The sequence below is a fragment of the Nocardia sp. NPDC058640 genome, assembly GCF_042716995.1.
GTDB lineage: Bacteria > Actinomycetota > Actinomycetes > Mycobacteriales > Mycobacteriaceae > Nocardia.
In genome coordinates this window covers 43,861-65,716 of record NZ_JBHXRG010000026.1, presented here as the reverse complement: position 1 = coordinate 65,716, position 21,856 = coordinate 43,861, and the positions used below count along the sequence as shown (strand labels likewise).

The window sequence follows — 21,856 nt, the reverse complement described above, 5'->3', positions numbered from 1 at the left end:
TGGAACGACCTTGCCCGGTCCGACACCTCAGCCGAATGGTCGCGTGAGGGTTCCACACTCGACTACAAGGGGCCACGATGCACCGCCCAATGATCCCGGGTACAGCCGCCCAGGTGCATACGCGATCGACGATAGGCGTTAGGCGAGCTCCCGCTGGTACGCGTACGCGGTGGCAGCGGCTCGGGACGACACGCCGATCTTGGTGAAGATGTTGCTCAGATGGCGCGAGACGGTCTTGTCGCTCAACGAAAGCGTCTGTGCGATAGCTTGATTCGTCATCCACCCGATACGAGACGAAGCACTTCGACCTCACGAGCGGTGAGACCGTCTGGAAGGCGCGCAGGTTCGCGATTCCCGAGGAGTTCGTCGGTCGCCGTCACGTCCGGGATGGCACCCAGCCGGGCGAAAATTGCGCGGCACGTTTCCAATTCCAGACGCGCTCCATCCTCGTCACCGATCCCACGGCATGCCAGACCGATCAACCGGCGACTACGCGCGAGCTCGTACGGCACATCCAGCTCACCCCAGATCCGCGCCGCGGTGCGCAGCTCGGACAATGCCCCGGCCGAATCTCCTTCGGCCAGTCGCAGCGCACCGGCAGCGAACGCCGCGGCAGCGCGGACCGCAGGTCCGATATCGGCCAACGCGGAAAGTTCGGCCACTGCGGTGTGCGCGAGTACCGAATCTCCGTTAGCGGTCGCCAGTTCCGCCCATGCGGGCAGCAGTTTCGCCTGTGTGAGCCGGTCGGAGGGCCGTTCCGCCAATGCTCGCGTGAGACCCGCCGACGCCGAGTCGGTGCGCCCCTGCGCCGCGCGCAGCAGCGCCATGCCGGGCTGAACCTCGTAGCCGAAGCGGCCCGCGTGTGCAAATGCTTCCTCAGCCGCGGCAAAGTCGCCGACCAACCGGCGGATCTCGCCGGCCTGGTACCAGGCTTGCCCTGTGTCCATCGCAACGGTGCCGTTCTGCTCCTGGCACGCCAGCCGTGCCTCACGTTCGGCCTCGGTCCACGCACCGCGCAGCAGCATGATCGTCGATCGGTGCATTCGGCACGACCCGGAGATGGGTGTTCCACCGCGTTGGGTGCACAGCTACTGCTCGAACGCTGATGTCCACGCCTGCGCCCGACCCAAGTCCGACATGCCTACGCACGCGGTGATCGAGCTGCAATAGATCCACACACGGTACGTCGGATTCTGCACCTCGCCTGCTGCGACGGCGAGCATCGCTTCGTCGAGCAACGCGATCGCTTGCGATATCTGACCGAGCGAGGCGAGGGCACGACCTTCTTGATGCAATCCGAGGTTGAGCAGATCACGATCACCTACCAAGCCTGGGTAGCCGGAGCTTCAGCGGCTGTTTGGTGCGCGAGGAATGAGCCCAGCGGTAGCTGGCGCGCCAGCACCCGCTTTCGCGACGAAGACGGTGAGACCCGAACGGTGCAGGCTGCGGGTCCCACCAAGCCTCGCGCCATAGCCCTTTTGAAGGACAGGCTGAAGGAGCGCCGCCGTTCGTTTACCAGAGACATCGAGATTACGGCGGACACCCGCCTGTCCCAGCTCGCCGATCTGTGGCTTGCTGAACTGGAGTTCGAGAACCGCGCAACCCCGCAAACGGTCGAGTACTACCGCAGCCATATCCACGTCGCGAAAACGCGCGGCCGAAGCGACACCGTCAAGATCAACACCGCAGTGGGCGGACTCCGTATCCGCGAAGCCACCACCTCGCGTCTCGATGCCTACCTCAAAGAAGTTGCACGAACGTGGCCCTCGAAGGCCAGAGCTCATCGGGTTGTCCTAGCGGGCATGATGGGCCTTGCCGTCCGCCACGACGTCCTGCCACACAATCCCGTGCTCAACGTCGCCCGCCTCCCCCGAAACACCCAACGCCCCCGGGCCGCTGACCTGGCCACCTTGCACGCACTTCGACAACAGCTCAAGACTTGGGTTTCCGGTGACGCGATACCCGGGACCCCCTCTCGCACACAGGGCGCTCCCCGGTCACGAATCGTCCTTGACGTCACCGACGTCCTGCTGGGGACAGGCGTCCGGATCGGCGAAGCACTCGCGATTCGGTGGCGCGATCTCGACCTCGACGCCCAAACTCCGCGCGTGACGATCTGCGGGACGATCGTGCGGATCATCCACCCCGACGGAAAGCTGCGTCCGATCCGACAAGAATGGACCAAAACAGACGCTGGCTATCGGTCCGTCGTACTGCCGAAGTTCGTCGTCGAGACCCTGCGCCGTCGGGCTGGCGTCGCGATTGCGAACCCTCTGGACCTGGTGTTCACCGTTCGCACAGGCGGCATCTACGATCCGCACAATTACCGCCGGAGCTGGCGATCCGCGCGCGGCAGCCGATTCGCCTGGGTAACCCCGAAGACGTTCCGCAAGTCGATCGCCACGCTCATCGCGAACGAGTACGGCGCCAGCCACGCCGCACGCCAACTAGGGCACAGCGACAACGGCACCACTGCAGCCCGTCACTACATCGACAGTCCCAGTGAGGTCGCCGACTACACCGGACTGCTGGGCCCGGGCTTTGCGTGAAGCAGATCGAAACTTGCCTCAACTCGTGTCGAAAGCGTGTCAGAAGTCAAAATTCGACCCTCATCGAGCCCTGGAACGGCACGCACGGAGCCCCCTATTCGGGCACCTTCAGAAGCTCCGAACCGGTGCGGGACAATAGGTGGGTGCACCCCGCCGATTACCTCGACCACTCCCCTGACCTGCGCGTATTGCCAGCGTCGGAGTGGCAGGCGGCGGCGCGTGAGCATCGGGATCGGCTCGATCGGCTGGTCGGTCCGTATCTCGAGCGACGCAAGGCGGGCACCACCCATCCGGTGATCGACTTCCTGTTCACGTACTACGGAAACAAGCCCGCGCAACTGCGGCGATGGCATCCGGGTTTCGGGATCGGGCTGCGCGACGCGGGCGACTATCGGGGCGCTCGGGGATACCACGAACTGGCAGGCGTGTTCACCGCCGACCCGGCCTACCTCGCGAAGCGACGCGACACGATCGAGTTCGTCTCCAGACTCCTCACCGCGACCGCGCAACGACCAGCACAACTGTCCTGCTTCGGACTACACGAGTGGGCAATGGTCTACCGCACCGACGAGGTCCGCCACCAGCAGGTACCGCTGCGGCTCGGCAGCGCGGGTACCGACGAGGTGGTGGAGTCGATGTCGTTGCGCTGCACACACTTCGACGCCTTCCGCTTCTTCACCCCGGAGGCGGTGGGCCGCAACGCCGAACCGCTCACTCGCGCAGACCAAGTCGCCAGCGAACAGCCCGGCTGCCTACACGCGAATATGGACTTGTACAAATGGGGCTTCAAACTGGCGCCCCTGATCTCGTCGGACCTGCTGCTCGACTGCTTCGAACTAGCCTGCACCGCACGCGAACTCGACATGCGAGCCAGCCCCTACGACCTGTCCGACTTCGGCTACGAGCCGGTCCGCATCGAAACCCCCACGGGCCGTGCTGAATACGTGCGCGCCCAAGTCGCTATCGCCGAAGCCTCCGACAAGCTGCGGCACCGCATGAAACTGGCCTGCGCCGAATTGTCTTCAGCGCAGGCCGGATTCGATGCGATGCGTTAGCGGTCGTCGGAAATAACGCGGCTGTGGTCCTCGCCCAGAGTCGGTAGGACCAACTCCTCGGTCGACGGTTCGGTGACCAGCGCGAAATCTCCGTCGTGCAGTTCGGTGCCCTGGTCCACCGCGCCCTCGACCAGTTCTATGCCGCGGTCCATGCGCAGGATCAGCGGGTCGTCGCTGAGGTCCTTGTACAGCGACACACACATCGCCACCATCACCACCAGGAACGGCAGCGACACCACCGTCGTCAGCGCTTGTAGGCCCGTGAGTGCTCCGCCGAGGTTGTCGGAATCGGCGATGACCAGCATGATCGCGGCGACCGCGCCGGTGGCCGCGCCCCAGAAGATCACCACCCACTTCGACGGGTGGATGCTGCCGCGTTCGGACAGGGTGCCCATCACGATGGACGCCGCGTCGGCGCCGGAGACGAAGAAGATCGCGACCAGGATCATCACCACGACCGTGGTCACCGAGGTGATCGGGTACTGGTCCAGCAGGTGGAACAGGGCGAAGTTGGAGTCCACCGAGCCATCGGGTTCGGTCAGGTCACCGTTCTTGGTCTGTTCGGCGATGCCCGCGCCACCGAAGATCGCGAACCACAGCAGGCTGACCACGCTGGGCACCAGCAGCACGCCGGTCACGAACTGGCGGATGGTGCGGCCGCGGCTGATCCGCGCGATGAACATGCCGACGAACGGCGTCCACGAGATCCACCAGGCCCAGTAGAAGATCGTCCAGCTCGACAGCCACGCCTTCATCGCCTCGTCACCGGCGCCGGTGCGCGAGGCCATGGTGGGCAGGTTCTCGATGTAGTCGCCCAGTGCGGTGGGCAGCATGTTGAGGATGAACAGGGTCGGCCCGGCGATGAACACGAACGCCGCAATGGCAAGTGCCAGCACCATATTGATGTTGGACAGCCACTGGATGCCGCGCGCGACACCCGACACCGCCGACAGGATGAACGCCACCGTCAGGCCCGAAATGATCGCTACCAGACCGATTTTGCCGATGCTGTCGATCCAGCCGTTGAACTCCAAGCCCGCGCCGATCTGCAACGCACCCAAGCCCAGCGAGGCGGCCGAGCCGAACAGGGTCGCGAAGATCGCCATCATGTCGATGACGCGGCCGCCGATCCCGTCGGCGTGGTGTCCCAGCAGCGGGCGGAACACCGAGGAGATCAACTGCGAGCGGCCTTTTCGGAACGTGCTGTAGGCAATCGCCAGGCCGGCCACGGCGTAGATGGCCCACGGGTGCAGCGTCCAGTGGAACAGCGTGGTGGCCATCGCGACTTCGGCGGCGGCCGGTGTGCCGGGTTCGGCGGTGTGCGGGGGCGGATTCACGAAGTGCGACAACGGTTCCGCCACGCCCCAGAACATCAGGCCGATGCCCATGCCCGCGCTGAACATCATCGCGATCCAGGACACGGTCCGGAATTCGGGCTTCTCGTTGTCCTCGCCCAGCGGAATGCGGCCGAAACGGCTGACCGCCAGCCAGATCACGAAGACCACGAACGCGGTGGCGGTGAGCACGAACAGCCAGCCGGTGTTGGTGATGACCCATTTCTGGGCGGTACTGGCTGAGGAGGCCAGGCTTTCGTCATCGAGAATGCCCCAGGCGACAAAAGCGAGCGCGCCGATCGCGGTGGCGCAGAACACGAGCAGATCCAGCCGGGGTCTGCTCGGCGATCGGCCCGCTACCGCGCCCGCTGACGCTTTCGCGTCACCGGGGCCTCCTACGACATCGTTCGACATGGATCCGAGTCCTTTCCGATGGCGGAAACTCCCCGCCTGGGCAGACGAATTGTCGTTCAGAGCAACCGTACAGCGTACTGGCGGTGACCCGAGGTAAGCGGGCCCCGCCTCACACCCTGTTCCCCGAAACTGCCCTCGGTAACCATTTGCGCGGCTTACCATTCGTGATACGGCACAACTGTCTGAGCCAGTTGCGTTGTCAGCATCCGCGATGCAGGGGGTCCACGATGCCATCACGTCCGCACGCAGCAACACCACGCCATGCGCTGATCAGGGGTGCGATGGTCGTGGTGGTGACCGCGATGGTGGCGATCGGGCTGCCGTCGGGGGCGTCGGCACAGGATTTCGGGCGCACGGTGCACGAGTTCTTCGACATCGGCCGCAGTGCGGTGCCGCGCGCGGACTGCGGGCCGGGATCGCTGCCCGAAACCAGGATGCAGGGCGATGTGCCCGCGGCTGACCGGGACAGTGGGCGCAGTACCCAGGGTTACCGGTGCAATATGTCGATGGTCGGCGGTTATGCCGGGCGGGGCGCGGGGATCACCTCTACCAGTTTCGAACACTGCGCGTATGTGGGGTCGTTCTTCCCCGGCACGTTGCTCAGCGAGCATCCGGGCGTGCAGGTGATCGATGCGTCCGATCCCGCCGATCCGCGGTTGACCGCGACGTTGACCGAACCCGCGATGATGGCCGGCACATGGGAGACGTTGAAGGTCAATACATCTCGCAAACTTCTCGTGGGTACCGGGGTGCCGCTGGCGTTGGGCGCGGGTTACCTGTCGGTGTACGACATCTCCGATTGCGCGCATCCGCGCCTGCTCAATCCGGGCGTGGGCACCCATCCGATGATGCCGTTGCCGATCACCACGCACGAGGGCGGGTTCTCTCCAGACGGTCGCACGTATTGGGCGTCGGGTCTGGTGCCCGGCTTCCTCAGCGCGATCGACCTGACCGATCCGGCGAATCCGCGCGTGATCTGGCAGGGACTGACCGGGATCGAAGCGCACGGGTTCGGTGTGAGCCCTGACGGAAACCGGCTCTACATCTCCGCGGTGGGCGGGTTCACCGTGCTCGATGTGAGCGCGGTGCAGCGCCGCGACCCGAATCCGCAGGTACCGCACGTGGGCCGCACATTCTGGACCGACGGGTGGGCGACCCAGCACAGCATTCCGGTGACCTATGACGGGGTGCCGCACCTGTTCACCGTCGACGAGGGCGGTTCGGGCGGGGTGAAACTCATCGACGTCTCCGACGACGCGCACCCGCAGATCGTGGAGAAGATCAAGCTCGAGATCAACCTGCCCGAGAATGTCGACTCCGCGGTCGGCTCGGCGATGGGCAATTCGCTGTTCTCCTACGACCCGCACTACTGCACCGCCGACCGCCCTGCGAATCCGACCGCGCTGGCGTGCGGTTGGGTGTCGTCGGGGATTCGCGTGTTCGACGTGAGCGACCCCGGTTCGATTCACGAGATCGCCTACTTCAACCCGCCTGCCCGCACGAACCGCAATCTCGAGATCTGGAATTCGCCGCACGCGCTGGCCTCGATCATCGGCATTCCCGGAATGACCGCGCCCGCGGCGTTGCGGTCGATGGCCGACGGCTTGTTCGATCCCGCGCAGGTGTTGTCGGCGCGGGCGGGCCGGGTCGCGTTCGGTGACCTGTCCGCGGATTGGTGCATGTCACCGCCGGAGTGGCGGGGCGACCAACTGTTCGTGACCTGTTCGGACAACGGGTTCATGGTGTTGCAGCTCGACAACGCGGTATACACCCCGCCTGCCGACCAACAGTCCACCGTGGGGTCATGACCGTGCTCCGCGTGGCCGCCGCCTGCGCCACCGCCGTGTTCCTGCTGGCGCTGGGTGCCGCGTTTCGCCCGCTCATATGGTCCGAATCTCCCACTGTCACACCGGTTCTCACCGCGACCGAGCTGGGTTTCGTCCAGGACATGACCGCACACCACGAGCAGGCACTGAGCCTGACAACGCGCCTCGAGCCCGGCGTCGACCCCACCGTGCGCGCACTCGCCGACCAGATCGCCGACGCGCAACGGATGGAACTGGGCACCCTGCTCGGCTGGACCCAACTCGCCGGCGCCGCACCGACTTCCCCCCTGCCGGGAACCTGGATGACAGGATCGGCCCACCACCATTCGACCCCTGGCACCACCATGCCCGGCATGGCCACCATGGCCGAACTCGACGCCCTGTCCGCGGCCCGCGGCCCCGACGCCGAAACCCTGTTCCTGCAACTGATGTACCGCCACCACTCCGGCGGCGTCACCATGGCCCGCGCCGCCGACACCCTGATCACCTCGGGCCCGGTCAAGCAGTCCGCCCGCGCCATGGCCCAATCCCAGAGCCAGGAAATGGGCTACCTGGGCATGCTCTTGGCGGTGCGAGGCGTGCCACCGGCGTGAGATCAAGATCAACAGGCACTGGTGGTTTTTTCTACTCGGCCGATGTTTGCGTGGTTGCCTGGTGATCACCCGTCCAGAAAGGTGAGATCAAGATCAACACGCTGTGGTGGCGGGAATTTTGACCGGTATCCGCCGTCAGAGCGTGGTGATCAGTTGCCCAGGGTGGTGAAGTGGGCGTTGAGGGCGGATTGGGTGAGTTGGGTGGTGCCGTAGGTGAAGGTGCCCTGGTCGTGGAGTTCGTGGGCGGCGTCGAGGAGGTGGCGGTAGAGGGAGCGGGCGATGCTGCCGCCGACGGTGACTCGGCGAACGCCCAGGTCGGCGAGTTCGGCCATCGACAGGGCGCCGCCGGTCAGGCCCATGACGACGTTGAGGGGGCCGTCGAGGGCGTTGACCAGGGTGGAGATGGTGGTGGGGTCGGCGGCGCCGGGGACGAAGACGCAGTCCGCGCCCGCGGCGAAATAGGAGTTGCCGCGGCGGATGGCCTCATCGATGCCCGCGTCCACGAGTAGGGCGTCGGTGCGGCCGACCAGTACGAACGGCTCGCCACTGGCGGCGACCGCGGCGCGGGCGGCGCGGATTCGGTCCACGGCGTGGACTTCGTCGAACAGCGGGGTGGTCCGGTCGCCGGTGAAGTCTTCGATGTTGCCGCCTGCCGCGCCCGCCTCGATCGCCAGCGAAACGGTGGTGGCTACTTCTTGGGCGTCCGGTCCGTATCCCTCTTCGAGGTCGGCGCTGACGGGAACCCTGACGGCGGTGGCGATTTCGTGGATGCGGCGCATCATCGTCGGCCGGTCGACGCGGCCCTGGTCGCCGTGTTCGGTGAAGAAGTCGTGGTCGGGGCGGCCGAACGAGAAGGCGATCCCGGCGCTGGTGGTGGCGATCGCCGGAAAGCCCACCGACTCCAGGATGCGCGCACTGCCCGCGTCCCACGCGTTCGGTAGTAGGAAGCATCCTTCGCGATGCAGGTCGACGAAAGCTTGTGCGCGCGTTCGCTGTTCACTGTCCACGGTTGCTCCTGCGGGAGGCGGGGTGTGCTGACCGGGTCCATTGTGCAGGACCGCGCGCAGCTACCGGTCGCGTAGGCGGCGTACCGCGTCGTCCATGTGTTCCACGAGCAGGGCGCGGGCGCGATCGGGTGCGCCGGTGCCGATCGCTTCGTGCAGTTCGACGTGTTCGCGGGCTTGTTCGCGCAGGTCGGGGTAGGTGGTTTGCAGTGCGCCCAGGCACATGCGGGTTTCGATGAGCAGGGTGCGGGCGGCGCGGACCAGGCGGGGGCTGTCGGTGGCGGTGACCAGGGCTTCGTGGAAGGCCTGATCGGCGTCGGAGACCGCGGGGGCGTCGCCCGCGTCGGCGGCTTGTTGCATGGCGGTGACGCTGGGTTGCAGTGCGGCGTAGGCGATTTCGCGGCGGCCGTCCAGGATCAGGTCGAGGGCGCCGCCTTCGAGGGCGGCTCGGGCGCGGTAGATGTCGATCACATCGTCGGTGGTGAGTTCGATGACGAAGATGCCGCGGTTGCGGATGCTGAACAGCAAACCTTCTTGGACCAGGCGCTGCATGGCCTCGCGCACGGGCCCGCGGGAGACGCCGAAACTGGCTGCCAGGTCGGATTCGCCGAGCTGGGCACCGGGGGCCAGCGCGCCGCGCATGATCGCCGCGCGGAGTCGGTCGGCGATCATCTCGGCGGTGGATTGCTGGTTGACCGGTTCGAAATCAGTGATCGACATGCTGGCTCCGTTCCGCGAACAGGGTGCCGAATTCCGGGGCGTACGGGGTGACCCCGGCCAGCCGCAGACCTTCCCAGATGGTGACCTGATTGGCCGTGAGCACCGGTTTGCCGAGCGCGGCCTCGAGTTTCGGGAGCACTTCGAGAGTATGCATGGCGGTGTCGGGGATGAGCAGCGCTTGGGCGTCGGCGTGGTCGTTGGTGACGGCCAGGGTCAGGACCTGGTCGGGAGTCAGGGTGCCGACCTCGGCGGCGGTGTCGATGCCGGCGCTGGACATCGACACGACTGCGATGCCCGCGTCGGCGAGGAAATCGACGAACAGTCGCGCGATGTCTTCGGGGTAACTGGCGACGACCGCGACGCGCTCGATGTCGAGGGCTCGTGCGGCTTCCACGAACGCGAAGCTCGTGCTGGACGCGGGCACGCCTGCGGCTTCGGCCAGGCTTTCGACCTGGCGTCGGGCGCCTTCGGGGCCGTAGACGAAACTGCCCGATGTGCAGGCCCAGACGACGACGTCGGGTTGCTGCGGGGCGAGTAACGAGGCGCCGGCGCGCAGTTTCTCCGGGCTGCCCAGGTCGAGGAGTTCGGCGATCGCGTGTAGGTCGGTGCCGTAGATGTGCGCTACGGGTAGCGCGGCGTCGAGCACGGCCGCTGCTCGTGGGTAGTCGTCCTCGGCGGCGTGGTCGGGGTAGACGAATCCGATTGTCGGCGTGTGCATTTCGCTCCGTTCAGAACACATTGACTGGCCACCTACCTGGACAGGAAGTCCGTATCTTCTCCGAACACATCGACCAGCCACTTTTCAGGGCTGGAAGTCTGCATTCCGCCAGTTCAGAACACATTGACCAACCACTTCCCCGGCCCCATCATGGGCAGCTTCATTCGACCCAAACATGCCCACATCGTCAGTTGGTTGGCAGTGAGTACCGGCTTGCCCAGCGCCTGTTCGAGCGGCTCGATCACGTCATAGGTCGGCAGGTTCGTGCAGCTGACGAAGATCGCTTCCGAACGTGGATCATCGGCGCGGAGAATCCGTTCGGCGATGGTGCGGTAGTTGACCTTCCAAATACCGCCACCCAACCCGAGGTGATCGGACTTGATCGTCGCGCAACCGGCTTCATCGAGGAATTCGTGCAGCTTCCCGGTGAGAACCTCGTCGTACGGCGTGATCACCGACATCCGGGTGATGTTGAGGTGCTTGATCGCCTCCACCAGCGCCCCAGAGGTGGTGACCGCATCAGGCGCACCGGCCAGACAGATCGTCTCCCGCAAAGACCGCTCATAGGCGAGCCCATTGATGAAACTTCCCGAAGTACACAGGTAGGCAACGACTTCCGGCTCCACGTGCAGCACATCGTGCGTGGCCGCGGTCAGATGCACCGGGTTGGACACCAGTTCGGCCATGGCCAGCGAGACCGGCACCGGTTCATAGGGTGTGCGGGCCAGGTGCAAGCTGACTTCCAGGGGCGCCCACCGCCACAGTTCCCGTTCGAGGGCGAGGTCGAACGGCGCGATCACGCCGATGCCTCGTTGTGCTACCGGCCCGTCGATGTCGGGGAAGCTGAACTCCACTGCGGCCCCTCTCGCGCTCAGCCGGGCAGACCTCCGAACACGATCGGATTGTTGACAATCATACGATCTGAACTTACGGTGTCAATGTGGGCGGTGAAATTGTGGAACCCAGGCCGATCGTCACCGTCCTCCATCGTGACACCGTCCCCGATTCCGACCTCATGGCCCCCGTGGCGCAACGCGCCGACGTGCGCTACACCGAGGCCGACGGCCTGGCCGACGCGCTGCGCGGCGCCGATGTGCTGTTTGTCTACGACTTCCAAACCCGGGCGCTTCCGGCCGCCTGGCCCAGCGCGGACCGTTTGCGGTGGTTGCACATGGGCGGTGTCGGCGTCGACGCGGTGATGTTCCCGGAACTGCGCGCCTCCGACGTCACAGTCACCAACACCCGCAACGTCTTCGATTCCGCGATCGCGGAATATGTTCTCGGCCAGATCATTTCGTTCGCCAAGGACCTGCCCGGTTCGATCCGGCTCCAACAGCGGCACGAATGGCAGCATCGCGAATCCGAACGCGTGGCAGGCGCGACGGCGTTGATCGTGGGCACCGGTTCCATCGGCCGCACCATCGCGCGACTGTTGCGCGCGGTGGGCATGACCGTGCGCGGCGTCGGCCGCCGGGCCCGCTCGGACGACCCGGATTTCGGCACCATCAGCGACGATCTACACGCCGAACTACCCGACGCCGACTACGTGATCGCGATCGCGCCGCTCACCGCGCACACCCGACACATGTTCGACGCCACCGCTTTCGCCGCGATGAAACCCCACGCCAGGTTTGTCAATGTCGGGCGCGGGGAACTCGTGGTTACCGAGGATCTCGTCGCCGCGCTGGCCGACAACACGATCGCCGGGGCCGCGCTCGACGTGGTCGACCCGGAACCGCTACCCGCGGACCACCGGCTGTGGGATCTACCGAATGTGGTGCTCACGCCACACAATTCGGGTGATGTCCACGGTTGGCGCACCGAGATCGTCCGCGCATTCACCGACAATTTCCACCGGTGGGCAGCCGGTCTGCCGCTGGACAACGTTGTCGACAAGACGCTCGGGTACGTGCCCGGCTGAAGGAGTCCGCCATGACGCAGCCCGATCCGCCCACCGACCCCACCGCGATGACGGCGGTGCAGTTGGTCTCGGCCTACGCCGCCGGGCAACTGTCCCCCGTCGAGGCCACCCAGGGGTGTCTGGACGCGATCGCCGCCCGCGACGGCGCGCTCAACGCCTTCTGTCTGGTCGACCCGGATCGGGCATTGGTTCAGGCCAAGGACTCCGAAGCCCGCTGGCAGTCGGGTAATCCGCGCGGGCTGCTCGACGGGGTGCCGATCTCGATCAAGGACATCTTCCTGACCGAAGGGTGGCCGACGCTGCGCGGGTCCACCTGTGTGGACGCGGACGGGCCGTGGTTGGTGGACAGTCCGGTCGCCGCGCGGCTGCGCGGGGACGGGATGGTGTTCGTCGGCAAGACCACCACGCCGGAGATCGCGTGGAAGGGCGTGACCGACAGCCCGCTGACCGGCGTGACCCGCAATCCCGTCGACCCCACCACCACCGCGGGCGGCTCGTCCGGAGGTAGTGCGGCGGCGGTGGCGGGCGGGATGACGCCGGTATCGGTGGGCACCGATGGCGGTGGCAGCATCCGGATTCCGGCATCGTTCTGCGGGATCGTGGGGTTCAAGCCGACGCACGGGCGGGTTCCGCTCTACCCCGCCAGCCCCTTCGGGCCCCTGGCGCACGCGGGCCCGATGACGCGCACCGTGGAAGACGCGGCGCTACTGATGGACATCCTGTCGCTACCCGACCCGCGTGATCCGACCGCGCTGGCACCCACTTTTACGACCTTCCGCAGCCAGATGCAGCGTGACGTGCGCGGCCTGCATGTCGGCTATTCCGCGACACTGGGCTTCGCGCAGGTGGACCCGGAGGTCGCCGAGATCGTCGATGCCGCGGTGCGTCGGTTGGCCGAGACCGATTTGACCATCGATGCGGTGGATCCCGGATTCGGTGATCCGCGTGCGGCTTTCGAGATCCTGTGGGCGGCGGGGGCCGCGACCATGTTGTCGAAGTTCCCCGCCGGTTCGCGCGAGAAGGTCGATCCCGGTTTGGGAGAGGTGTGGGATCGTGGCGAATCCATCAGTGCCACGGACTATCTCGATGCCCGACATGTCGCCGCCGAGGTCGGCATCGCGATGGGCAATTTCCACACGGCCTACGACGTGCTGATCACCCCGACCATGCCGATCACCGCGTTCGAAGCCGGTCACGAGGTGCCGCCCGGCAGTGGTCTGCGTGGCTGGCCCGATTGGACGCCATTCACCTACCCGTTCAACATGACTCAGCAACCGGCCATCAGCATTCCGGCCGGCACGACCCGCACCGGGATGCCGGTGGGCTTGCAGATCGTCGGCCCCCGCCACTCCGACGATCTGGTCCTCGCGGTCGCCCGACACGCGGAATCCGTGCTCAACGCCTGAGTTACCCCGGCATTTTCACGCACTTCGCCGCCGTTCAGTCAGAAAACTGATTGGCGGAAGTCGAAGTGCGTGAAAATGCCGGACTCACACCGCGGCCAGAGCGGTGGCAAGTAGTTCTGGTCGCTATTCAGACGCGGGCGAACGACAAGGTCTCCCCCTCCACCCCGCGCAACCACAGCCCGTTGCACGCGGCAGCTAGATCCGCGAGGCCGTCCTCGATGGTGGCGAACACGCTGCCGGGGACCCAGCCGAGGTCGCCGTTGATCAGTAGATTGTTGCGGCCGTAGAACAGGGCCAGGTCGGTGGCGCCCTGGGCGTGGTGGGCGGCCGAGCCGGGTTCGTAGCCGTAGGCGGGGTTGCCGATTTCCCACGGTTCGAAATCGAACAGGCAGACATCGCCGGGAATCGGTGTGACGGTGGGGTTTTCGCGGTGCGGGGCGGCGGTGATGCGGGGAATCAGGGTGTAGACCTCGTTGCGGGCGTATTTGGCGTGGAAGGCGTCGCCTTCCTGGGGTAACGCCGCCCAGACGGCGGCACAGGTGAGTGGGGCTTCGTCGTCGAGGAGGCGGGCGCGGCAGGTGACGCCTGCTTTGGTGAGGGTGATGCTCATGTAGCGGGCCATGATCCTGCTTTCTGCTCGGCGAGCACTTCCGACCAGATCGCCAGCGCGTCCTCGACCTGGGTATCGGTGACGATCAGCGGCGGGATCATCCGCACCACGTTCATGTGCGCACCACAGGTGAGCAGCAACAGCCCCTTCGCCACAGCGGACTTCTGCGCGACAGCGGCAGTCTCAGGATCGGGTTCACCAGTGGCCGTGGTGAATTCGGCGCCGACCAGCAGACCGAGCCCGCGCACATCGCCGATCGCCTTGGTCGCCAGTTCCGACACACCGGCCAGCAATTGCCTGCCCCGCACCGCGGCATTGTCGACCAACCCCTCGGCCTCGATGACGTCGAGCGTGGCCACCGCGGCCGCACACGCCACCGCATTGCCGCCATACGTCCCACCCTGGGACCCCGGCCAGGCCTTCGCCATCAACTCCCGCGACGCCGCGATCCCCGACAGCGGGAACCCACTGGCCAACCCTTTGGCGATGGTGATCACGTCGGGCCGGACGTCGAAGTGCTGGTGGCCGAAGAACTTTCCGGTGCGACCGAACCCGGTTTGGATCTCGTCGAAGACCAGCAGGATGCCGTGCCGGTCGGCGCGTTCACGCAGCCCTTGGAAGAACCGGGTGTTGCCGGGGATGTACCCGCCCTCCCCCAGCACCGGTTCGACGATGAACGCCGCGGTTTCCGCGGGCGAGGTGACGGTCGCGAACAGATAATCCAGCTCGCGCAACGCGAAGTCCGTGGCTTCCTCCTCGGTCCACCCGTAGCGGAAGGCGGTCGGGAACGGTGCCACGTGCACGCCCGACATCAGCGGGCTGAATCCCGCCGAGAACCGGGTGCCCGAGGTGGTCATGGTCGCGGCGGCGACGGTGCGGCCGTGGAAACCGCCGTGGAACACGATCACGTTCGGGCGCCCGGTGGCCTGGCGGACCAGGCGCAGCGCCGCCTCGATCGCCTCGCTGCCGGAATTGGCGAAGAACAGCGCGTCCAAGCCTTCGGGCAGGACCGCGCCGAGTCGTTCGGTGAGTTCCAGCAGCGGCTTGTGCAGCACGGTCGTGTACTGCCCGTGGATCAGCTTGCCGACCTGGGCTTGCGCCGCCGCGACCACGGTCGGATGGCAGTGCCCGGTGCTGGTGACGCCGATTCCGGCGGTGAAATCCAGGTAGCGGCGACCGTCGGTGTCGTAGAGGTAGCAGCCGACGCCGTGATCGACGTGCACGGGCGTGGCCTGCTTCAGGACGGGAGACAGCTCGGTCATCAAGGACTCCCCAGATTGTCTATTGTCGGATTGTTGACAATATGCATAACATGGCGGGGAGGGTCACGGCAATGGGTGATCCACCGCGTCGGGAGGCAGGGCACCGTATGACCGAGTCCGGGGGCAGCGCACGGCTGCTCGAAAACCTCAGCGCCACCGAACATTCCGCGATCGACAGCGTTCCGAAAGGCCTGTTCATCGGCGGCGAATGGCGCGAATGCCCCGCCACGCTGCCCGTGTTCGATCCCGCGACCGGCGAGCAGCTGTGCTCAGTGGCGGACGCAACCCCGGCTGACGGCCTCGACGCTCTCGCCGCTGCCGCTGCGGCACAAGCGGATTGGGCGAACACGCCGCCGCGCACCCGCAGCGACATCCTGATGCGCGCCCACCACGCCCTGCTGGCCGACACCGAACGCCTGGCCCTGATCATGACCCTGGAAATGGGCAAGCCGCTGACCGAAGCACGTGGCGAAATCGCTTATGCCGCAGAATTCTTTCGCTGGTTCGCCGAGGAAGCCGTGCGCCTCGATGGCGGATATATGCCCGCGCCGACGGGCGGTTCCCGGTTCCTGGTGACCAAGCAACCCGTCGGGCCGAGCCTGCTCGTCACGCCGTGGAACTTTCCGATGGCGATGGGGGCACGCAAGATCGCGCCCGCGCTGGCCGCCGGGTGCGCCAGTGTGGTGAAACCTGCTGAGCAGACACCTCTTTCGATGCTGGCGCTGGCCGCTCTACTGGCTGATGCGGGCGTGCCCGCCGGGGTGGTCAACGTGGTCACCACCGCTGATCCCGGTGCGTTGGTGACGCCGCTGATCGCCGATCCGCGCTCGCGCAAGCTGTCCTTCACCGGTTCGACCGCGATCGGGAAGTTGCTGCTCGAGCAGTGCGCGGGCACCGTCATGCGCACGTCCATGGAGTTGGGCGGGAACGCGCCGCTGCTGGTGTTCGACGATGCCGATCTCGATGAAGCGGTCGAGGGTGCGTTGGCGGCCAAGATGCGCAATATCGGCCAGGCGTGCACGGCGGCGAACCGAATTCTGGTGCAGCGCAACGTCGCTGACGAGTTCGCCGAACGACTGACCGCGAAGATGGCGGCCTTGCCGATGGGGCGGGGCACCGAGCCCGGGGTGGTGGTCGGGCCGCTAATCGATGCTGACGCCGTGGCGAAGGTCGAATACCTGGTGGCCGATGCCCGTCGTCGCGGCGCTCGACTGGGGCTCGGCGGCACGGCGGTGCACGGCCCCGGCACGTTCTACCCCGCGACGGTGCTCACCGACGTCCCCGATGACGCCGAACTGTGCCACACCGAGATCTTCGGCCCGGTCGCCGCGATCGGCACCTTCGACACCGAAGACGAAGCCATCACGCGAGCCAACGACACCCCTTACGGGCTGGTCGCCTACGTGTTCACCGAGAACCTGCGGCGCGGGCTGCGCGTGTGTGAGGCCCTGGAAACCGGGATGGTCGGCCTCAATCAGGGAGTGGTGTCCAATCCGGCGGCGCCGTTCGGCGGAGTGAAGGAATCCGGGCTCGGGCGTGAAGGGGGTTTCACCGGGATCGACGAATTCCTCGAGACCAAATACATCGGCATCAAGGTTTAGGGAGACAGCGTGCGCACATACCGGATCGCGACCATTCCGGGCGACGGGATCGGCGTCGACGTGACCGTCGAGGCGGTGAAAGTGCTCGACCGGGTGCTGCCGGGAATCAGCTGGACCGAGTTCGACTGGTCGTGCGAGAACTATCTGCGCACCGGCGCGATGATGCCGACCGACGGGCCCGAACAGCTCGCGGACTTCGATGCGATCCTGTTGGGCGCGGTCGGATTTCCCGGTGTTCCCGACCATATTTCCCTGTGGGGCTTGCTGATTCCGCTGCGGCGGGCGTTCAACCAGTATGTGAATCTGCGGCCGGTGCGGTTGCTGCCCGGCACGGAATCCGCGCTGCGTGATCGCACGGCCGAGGACCTCGACATTCTCATCGTGCGCGAGAACTCCGAGGGTGAGTACTCCGACATCGGCGGCATTCATAACCCGGGCCGCCCCGACGAATTCGTGCTCCAGGAGTCGGTGTTCACGCGCACCGGCTGCGAACGGATCATCCGCTACGCCTTCGACCGCGCCACCGAACGCGACGGCAAACTGTGCTCGGCGACCAAGTCCAACGGGCTCATTCATTCGATGCCCTACTGGGACAGCGTGTTCGAACGCATCGCCGCCGAATACCCGTCGGTGCAGACACGGCAGATGCACGTCGACGCCCTCGCCGCCGAAATCGTGCTGCACCCCGACCGCCTCGACGTGATCGTGGGCTCGAACCTGTTCGGCGACATCCTCTCCGACCTCGCCGCAGCCGTCACCGGCGGACTCGGCCTGGCCCCCTCGGGCAACATCAACCCCGCCAACGACGCGCCCTCGATGTTCGAAGCGGTCCACGGCAGCGCACCCGATATCGCGGGCTTGGGCATCGCCAACCCGGTCGCCCAGATCCTCGCGGGCGCCATGCTGCTGTCCCACCTGGGCGAGCACGACGCGGCCGCCGCGGTCGACCGTGCGGTCTGCGACGTCCTCGCGGCGGGCACGATCCGCACACCAGACCTGGGCGGCACCGCGACCACCGCCGACCTGGGCACAGCCATAGCCGAACTCGCAGGCGCACTGACCCAAGCGTGACGCTGAGTTCGCGGGTGCGCGAGACCGGGCGAGGCGGGCCCCGCCACTCGCCGACGGCTCACTGAGGTGTCGCAGTGCACTGTCGTTGCCATCGGTGCGGCGACGGGCGCGCGCTGGTGGCCAGCCACGGAACTACGCACCGTCCGACCCGCGCACCCGTGAGCACAACGTCATCGCGAGGCAACTGCCAAGAAAATCGCAGGCAATCGGTGGTGCGCACCATGAGGCACAAGGTCGGTGACGGGTGTCGGAAGGCGAGACGTGGTGACGAGCGCACGGGTGGGCGTAGTTCCGGCGGTGCAATGCGGGTTGGAACGGGTGCGCGCGAAGATCGCCGCGGACCTCGAACCGATCGCGGTGCGCGAGCGACCCGTGGCCGAGGCGGTCGGAGCCACCCTGGCCGTCGCCCTGGCCGCGGGCACTCCCCTGCCGCGCGTGGACACCGCCGCCATGGACGGCTACGCGGTCGCGGGCCCCGGACCGTGGTGGCGGCTGCACCACCAGGTCAGCTACGCCGGACGTAACTGCTCGGTGGTGCTGGCGCCCGGTGAAGCGGTGCGCATCGCGACCGGCGCCGCCACACCCCTGGGCACCACCGCGACCCTGCGCGACGAACACGTCGCGATGACCACCGTGTCCGGCAAACCGGTGGTCATGCGCGCACCCGGCGCACCGGTGCGCGACGACACCCGCCGCCAAGGCGAACACTGGACCACCGGAACAGAATTGGCGCGAGCGGGCGCACGCGTGTCAGCGGCACTGGCCTCGGCCGCGCTGAGCGCGGAAGCCGAAACCGTCACCGTGCGTGGACCTCTGCGCGCCGACGTGGTGATGACCGGCGACGAAATCCGCGCCGTCGGCCCCCTGTCCGCCGGCGAAACCCGCGACTCGCTGGGCCCCGTTCTCCCAGAGTTCCTGCGCTGCTGCGACATCGAGAGCACCGGACTGTGGCACCTCGCCGACAGCCGTGACCTGCTGCGCTCCTGGCTCACCCTGAAATCCCACGCCGACCTGGTCGTCATGGTCGGCGCCACCGGCCGCGGCGCCGCCGACCACCTACGCACCCTGCTGTCGGACCTCGGCGCCCGAATCATCATCGAACGCATAGCGATTCGCCCCGGCGGTTCCACCCTGGTTGCCCAACTCCCCGACGGCCGCGTCCTACTCGGCCTGCCCGGCAACCCCTTCGCCGCCGTAGCCGCCCTGCTGGCAGTAGGCCCCGCCATCGTCGACGCCCTCACCCTGCGCACCCCCGGCCCCACCATGTGGGGTCGCCTGTCCGACGCGGGCGTCATGGAAGGCGAAGCCACCCGCCTGGTCGGCGTCCAACAACACCCCGGCGGCGTCTGGCGCAGCACCGGCCCCGCCCACACCCCCCACCTGGCCGGCCTCATCGGCTGCCAAGCACTGGCCATCCTCCCCCCGGGCACCGGCCGCGGCTCCCTGGTAGAACTGCTCCCGCTCCCCCACTGACCGCCTCGGCGAAGCCCGGCTGTCGAGGCGACTGCTCGCAGTACGCTTCGGACATGACCGAGGTACAGGGGGCGGCACCCGCGAACGAAAAGCGTGGCGCCGGGGCAATATTGCTGGCTTTGACCCAGATCGTGGTCGGCGCGCTGACGGGAGCGTTCACGGCCCTGATCGGCTACCTGCACATTGTGATCGCCGTGCGCGAGGGCCTGGGGGTAGCCGGTCCCGACACCGAACCCATCCGATATTGGGCGACATGGATTCTCACGTACGCACTGGTGCTCGTCGGCCTACGCCTGGCCTACCGACTCCAGGCCATCCGCCCGTTCGTCGTCACGATGGCGATGGTGTTCGTCCTTCTCGCCACCCCCTACACGATGATCGCGATCGGCATCGAAGGCGGCGGGTTCGCCACCTGACAGAAGCGGCCCTGACGCGAGATGCGTCAGGGCCGGTTCTGCTCGATGCGAGGATCAGCCGTGTTGCGGCGGCTGCCAGGGGCGACCATACGGATCGTTCGGGCGGGCGGTTGGGGATTGCTCCGCGTCCAAGTTCGTCGGTGGAGTGGGCAGTTCCGGATTGCCCTTGGCCACTGAGGTTTTCGGGCGTGGGATAGGGGTGTCGAAACCTTCGACGGGCGTGCGGGCGGTGGCTTCGGCGGCACGGACCGCTTCGGCGATCTTGGGGTCGGAAGCGGTTTCGAACCAGTCTTCGACGTCGGAATCGTCGGCGATCTGCACCGGCGCTTCGTCGGTGGACGCCTCGTAGCGGAACACGCCGTCCTCGCCCTTGGACGCGAAGTTCTGGGCGAAACCTTCCAGGGCCTTGCCGAAATCGCTCGGCACCAGCCACACCTTGTTGGCGTCACCCTTGGCCACCAACGGCAACGTCTGCATGTATTGGTACGCAAGCAGTTCCGGCGTCGGCTTGCCGTTCTTGATGGCGGCGAAAACCTTCTCGATCGCCTTCGCCTGACCCTGCGCCTGCAGGTAGGAGGCTGCGCGTTCGCCCTGGGCGCGCAGGATGCGGCTCTGGCGTTCACCTTCGGCGGACAGGATCGCGGACTGCTTGCCACCCTCGGCGGTCAGGATCGCCGCCTGCTTGGCGCCCTCGGCGGTCTTGATCTGCGCTTCGCGGTTGCCTTCGGCGGTGAGGATCGTCGCGCGCTTCTCGCGATCGGCCTTCATCTGCTTCTCCATCGATTCCTGGATCGACGGCGGCGGATCGATGGACTTGAGCTCCACGCGGGCCACGCGCAGACCCCAGCGGCCAGTGGCCTCGTCGAGCACACCACGCAGCTGGTTGTTGATCTGATCGCGCGACGTCAGCGTCTCTTCCAGCGTCATGCCACCCACGACATTGCGCAGGGTGGTGACGGTGAGCTGTTCGACCGCGGCGATGTAGTTGCTGATCTCGTAGACCGCGGCCTGCGGGCTGGTGACCTGGAAATACACCACCGAGTCGATCTGCAGGGTGAGATTGTCCTGGGTGATCACCGGCTGCGGCGGGAACGACACCACCCGTTCGCGCAGATCCACCTTCGCGCGCACGCGATCAGCGAACGGGACCAGGAAGGTCAGCTGACCCGACACGGTGCGCGAATACCGTCCGAGCCGTTCGATCACCGCCGCCTCGGCCTGCGGGACGAGCGCGATCGATTTGAACACCACCACCACGACCAACAGGACGAGGACGGCGGCCACGATCAAGGCAACGATGTCCATGGTTTCTAGGGACCCTTCCAGACCACGGCGGTAGCGCCGTCGATCTTCATCACATAAACGGTCACACCGGCTTCGTACACTTCTGTCGCGTCCAGCGGACGCGCGGTCCACACTTCACCACCGAGCTTGACCTGCCCCGAATGCTCCGACACCGAATCCAGCACCAGCGCCGACTTCCCTTGCAGCGCATCGGCATTGGTGAGCGTGGGCGGCGGGGTACCGAACTTGCGGCGCAGCACCGGACGCACGCCGAGAAACAGCACACCGGCCATCGCCGCGAACACCAACGCATCGCCCCACACCGGCAGTTCGGTGGCGGCGCTGACACCCGCGGTGCCCAATGCGGCCACGCCGAGCATGAGCAGCACGAGATCCCCGGTGAGCATTTCCGCCGCCGCGAGAGCGATGCCCGCGATCAGCCAGATTATTGCGGCCACCTCGCCAGCCTAGCCGTGATCAGCCGTTCGCGGGGCTCCTCGAGGCACCCGGAATTCGATCTCGGGCGCACCGGGTCACCGCGAAGTACGAACGCCCCCAACGCAACAGACCCACCGGCATCACGGTGCGACGCATCGGGT

General features: G+C 66.6%; 21 protein-coding genes. 10 read left to right on the top strand and 11 right to left on the bottom strand.

Annotation, left to right across the window (positions count from 1 at the left end; translation table 11 throughout):
- Positions 1-138 precede the first annotated feature (138 nt).
- Both ACFWU5_RS23070 and ACFWU5_RS23065 read right to left on the bottom strand, forming a co-directional pair.
- On the bottom strand, positions 139-279 hold the full coding sequence (locus ACFWU5_RS23070; protein ID WP_379268751.1) for a response regulator transcription factor: 141 nt from the start codon (positions 277-279) through the stop codon (positions 139-141).
- The gene (locus tag ACFWU5_RS23065; RefSeq protein ID WP_379268749.1) at positions 276-1,043 is read right to left on the bottom strand and encodes a hypothetical protein; all 768 of its coding nucleotides are present in this window, start codon (positions 1,041-1,043) and stop codon (positions 276-278) included. Before ACFWU5_RS23065 ends, ACFWU5_RS23070 begins: the two co-directional genes overlap by 4 nt.
- A gap of 204 nt (positions 1,044-1,247) precedes the next feature.
- On the opposite strand from ACFWU5_RS23065, the gene ACFWU5_RS23060 reads away from it, so the two are divergent.
- Both ACFWU5_RS23060 and ACFWU5_RS23055 read left to right on the top strand, forming a co-directional pair.
- Entirely contained in the window at positions 1,248-2,549 is a 1,302-nt protein-coding gene (locus ACFWU5_RS23060; protein WP_379268747.1) for a tyrosine-type recombinase/integrase, read from the top strand.
- Between the two features lie 143 nt (positions 2,550-2,692).
- Positions 2,693-3,604 (top strand): 3-methyladenine DNA glycosylase, encoded by a 912-nt coding sequence (locus tag ACFWU5_RS23055; RefSeq protein ID WP_379268745.1) that lies wholly within the window; start codon positions 2,693-2,695, stop codon positions 3,602-3,604.
- Here the strand turns inward: ACFWU5_RS23055 and ACFWU5_RS23050 are convergent.
- Positions 3,601-5,352: a BCCT family transporter gene (locus tag ACFWU5_RS23050; protein WP_379242112.1), complete on the bottom strand. Its 1,752-nt coding sequence runs from the start codon at positions 5,350-5,352 to the stop codon at positions 3,601-3,603. The genes ACFWU5_RS23055 and ACFWU5_RS23050 overlap by 4 nt on opposite strands.
- Before the next feature lie 281 nt (positions 5,353-5,633).
- Between ACFWU5_RS23050 and ACFWU5_RS23045 the strand changes: the two genes are divergently transcribed.
- Positions 5,634-7,160 (top strand): LVIVD repeat-containing protein, encoded by a 1,527-nt coding sequence (locus ACFWU5_RS23045; protein ID WP_379268769.1) that lies wholly within the window; start codon positions 5,634-5,636, stop codon positions 7,158-7,160.
- A complete protein-coding gene (locus ACFWU5_RS23040; protein ID WP_379268744.1) occupies positions 7,157-7,771 on the top strand; it encodes a DUF305 domain-containing protein in 615 nt (204 codons plus the stop codon). Before ACFWU5_RS23045 ends, ACFWU5_RS23040 begins: the two co-directional genes overlap by 4 nt.
- A gap of 149 nt (positions 7,772-7,920) precedes the next feature.
- Here ACFWU5_RS23040 and ACFWU5_RS23035 read toward each other — a convergent pair whose 3' ends face one another.
- The 4 genes from ACFWU5_RS23035 to ACFWU5_RS23020 form a co-directional block, all read right to left on the bottom strand.
- Positions 7,921-8,778 carry an isocitrate lyase/phosphoenolpyruvate mutase family protein gene (locus tag ACFWU5_RS23035; protein WP_379268743.1) on the bottom strand — a complete coding sequence of 286 codons (858 nt, stop codon included), beginning with the start codon at positions 8,776-8,778 and terminating at the stop codon, positions 7,921-7,923.
- A 60-nt stretch (positions 8,779-8,838) separates the two neighbouring features.
- Entirely contained in the window at positions 8,839-9,495 is a 657-nt protein-coding gene (locus ACFWU5_RS23030; protein WP_379242116.1) for a GntR family transcriptional regulator, read from the bottom strand.
- Complete coding sequence (locus ACFWU5_RS23025) at positions 9,482-10,213, bottom strand: maleate cis-trans isomerase (RefSeq protein WP_379268741.1); 732 nt, start codon at positions 10,211-10,213, stop codon at positions 9,482-9,484. The genes ACFWU5_RS23030 and ACFWU5_RS23025 overlap by 14 nt, the downstream gene beginning before the upstream one ends.
- Positions 10,214-10,326: 113 nt before the next feature.
- Positions 10,327-11,067: an Asp/Glu/hydantoin racemase gene (locus ACFWU5_RS23020; RefSeq protein ID WP_379242118.1), complete on the bottom strand. Its 741-nt coding sequence runs from the start codon at positions 11,065-11,067 to the stop codon at positions 10,327-10,329.
- Positions 11,068-11,168: 101 nt separating this feature from the next.
- On the opposite strand from ACFWU5_RS23020, the gene ACFWU5_RS23015 reads away from it, so the two are divergent.
- Positions 11,169-12,134, top strand: coding sequence for a D-2-hydroxyacid dehydrogenase (locus tag ACFWU5_RS23015; protein WP_379268768.1), 966 nt, complete (start codon positions 11,169-11,171; stop codon positions 12,132-12,134).
- An 11-nt stretch (positions 12,135-12,145) separates the two neighbouring features.
- Positions 12,146-13,540, top strand: a complete 1,395-nt coding sequence (locus ACFWU5_RS23010; protein WP_379268739.1) for an amidase — start codon at positions 12,146-12,148, stop codon at positions 13,538-13,540.
- Positions 13,541-13,667: 127 nt separating this feature from the next.
- Here ACFWU5_RS23010 and ACFWU5_RS23005 read toward each other — a convergent pair whose 3' ends face one another.
- Positions 13,668-14,162 (bottom strand): DUF3830 family protein, encoded by a 495-nt coding sequence (locus tag ACFWU5_RS23005; protein ID WP_379242120.1) that lies wholly within the window; start codon positions 14,160-14,162, stop codon positions 13,668-13,670.
- Positions 14,147-15,412, bottom strand: a complete 1,266-nt coding sequence (locus ACFWU5_RS23000; protein WP_379242121.1) for an aspartate aminotransferase family protein — start codon at positions 15,410-15,412, stop codon at positions 14,147-14,149. The genes ACFWU5_RS23005 and ACFWU5_RS23000 overlap by 16 nt, the downstream gene beginning before the upstream one ends.
- 107 nt (positions 15,413-15,519) lie before the next feature.
- On the opposite strand from ACFWU5_RS23000, the gene ACFWU5_RS22995 reads away from it, so the two are divergent.
- The 4 genes from ACFWU5_RS22995 (at position 15,520) to ACFWU5_RS22980 (ending at position 19,973) form a co-directional block, all read left to right on the top strand.
- Positions 15,520-17,013 (top strand): NAD-dependent succinate-semialdehyde dehydrogenase, encoded by a 1,494-nt coding sequence (locus ACFWU5_RS22995; RefSeq protein ID WP_379242122.1) that lies wholly within the window; start codon positions 15,520-15,522, stop codon positions 17,011-17,013.
- A 9-nt stretch (positions 17,014-17,022) separates the two neighbouring features.
- Entirely contained in the window at positions 17,023-18,084 is a 1,062-nt protein-coding gene (locus ACFWU5_RS22990) for a tartrate dehydrogenase (protein WP_379268737.1), read from the top strand.
- Between the two features lie 264 nt (positions 18,085-18,348).
- The gene (locus ACFWU5_RS22985) at positions 18,349-19,557 is read left to right on the top strand and encodes a molybdopterin-binding protein (protein WP_379242124.1); all 1,209 of its coding nucleotides are present in this window, start codon (positions 18,349-18,351) and stop codon (positions 19,555-19,557) included.
- A gap of 53 nt (positions 19,558-19,610) precedes the next feature.
- Positions 19,611-19,973 carry a hypothetical protein gene (locus ACFWU5_RS22980; RefSeq protein WP_379268736.1) on the top strand — a complete coding sequence of 121 codons (363 nt, stop codon included), beginning with the start codon at positions 19,611-19,613 and terminating at the stop codon, positions 19,971-19,973.
- A 54-nt stretch (positions 19,974-20,027) separates the two neighbouring features.
- Here the strand turns inward: ACFWU5_RS22980 and ACFWU5_RS22975 are convergent, their stop codons facing one another.
- The gene (locus ACFWU5_RS22975) at positions 20,028-21,272 is read right to left on the bottom strand and encodes an SPFH domain-containing protein (RefSeq protein WP_379268766.1); all 1,245 of its coding nucleotides are present in this window, start codon (positions 21,270-21,272) and stop codon (positions 20,028-20,030) included.
- Between the two features lie 11 nt (positions 21,273-21,283).
- Complete coding sequence (locus tag ACFWU5_RS22970) at positions 21,284-21,715, bottom strand: NfeD family protein (protein WP_379242126.1); 432 nt, start codon at positions 21,713-21,715, stop codon at positions 21,284-21,286.
- Between the last annotated feature and the right edge of the window lie 141 nt (positions 21,716-21,856).

Bases quoted from the DNA above. Each gene is read 5' to 3' on its own strand.
- ACFWU5_RS23070 (WP_379268751.1), bottom strand. From the start codon at position 279: ATGACGAATCAAGCTATCGCACAGACGCTTTCGTTGAGCGACAAGACC.
- ACFWU5_RS23065 (WP_379268749.1), bottom strand. From the start codon at position 1,043: ATGCACCGATCGACGATCATGCTGCTGCGCGGTGCGTGGACCGAGGCC.
- ACFWU5_RS23050 (WP_379242112.1), bottom strand. From the start codon at position 5,352: ATGTCGAACGATGTCGTAGGAGGCCCCGGTGACGCGAAAGCGTCAGCG.
- ACFWU5_RS23045 (WP_379268769.1), top strand. From the start codon at position 5,634: ATGGTCGTGGTGGTGACCGCGATGGTGGCGATCGGGCTGCCGTCGGGG.
- ACFWU5_RS23040 (WP_379268744.1), top strand. From the start codon at position 7,157: ATGACCGTGCTCCGCGTGGCCGCCGCCTGCGCCACCGCCGTGTTCCTG.
- ACFWU5_RS23030 (WP_379242116.1), bottom strand. From the start codon at position 9,495: ATGTCGATCACTGATTTCGAACCGGTCAACCAGCAATCCACCGCCGAG.
- ACFWU5_RS23025 (WP_379268741.1), bottom strand. From the start codon at position 10,213: ATGCACACGCCGACAATCGGATTCGTCTACCCCGACCACGCCGCCGAG.
- ACFWU5_RS23010 (WP_379268739.1), top strand. From the start codon at position 12,146: ATGACGCAGCCCGATCCGCCCACCGACCCCACCGCGATGACGGCGGTG.
- ACFWU5_RS23005 (WP_379242120.1), bottom strand. From the start codon at position 14,162: ATGGCCCGCTACATGAGCATCACCCTCACCAAAGCAGGCGTCACCTGC.
- ACFWU5_RS23000 (WP_379242121.1), bottom strand. From the start codon at position 15,412: ATGACCGAGCTGTCTCCCGTCCTGAAGCAGGCCACGCCCGTGCACGTC.
- ACFWU5_RS22995 (WP_379242122.1), top strand. From the start codon at position 15,520: ATGACCGAGTCCGGGGGCAGCGCACGGCTGCTCGAAAACCTCAGCGCC.
- ACFWU5_RS22980 (WP_379268736.1), top strand. From the start codon at position 19,611: ATGACCGAGGTACAGGGGGCGGCACCCGCGAACGAAAAGCGTGGCGCC.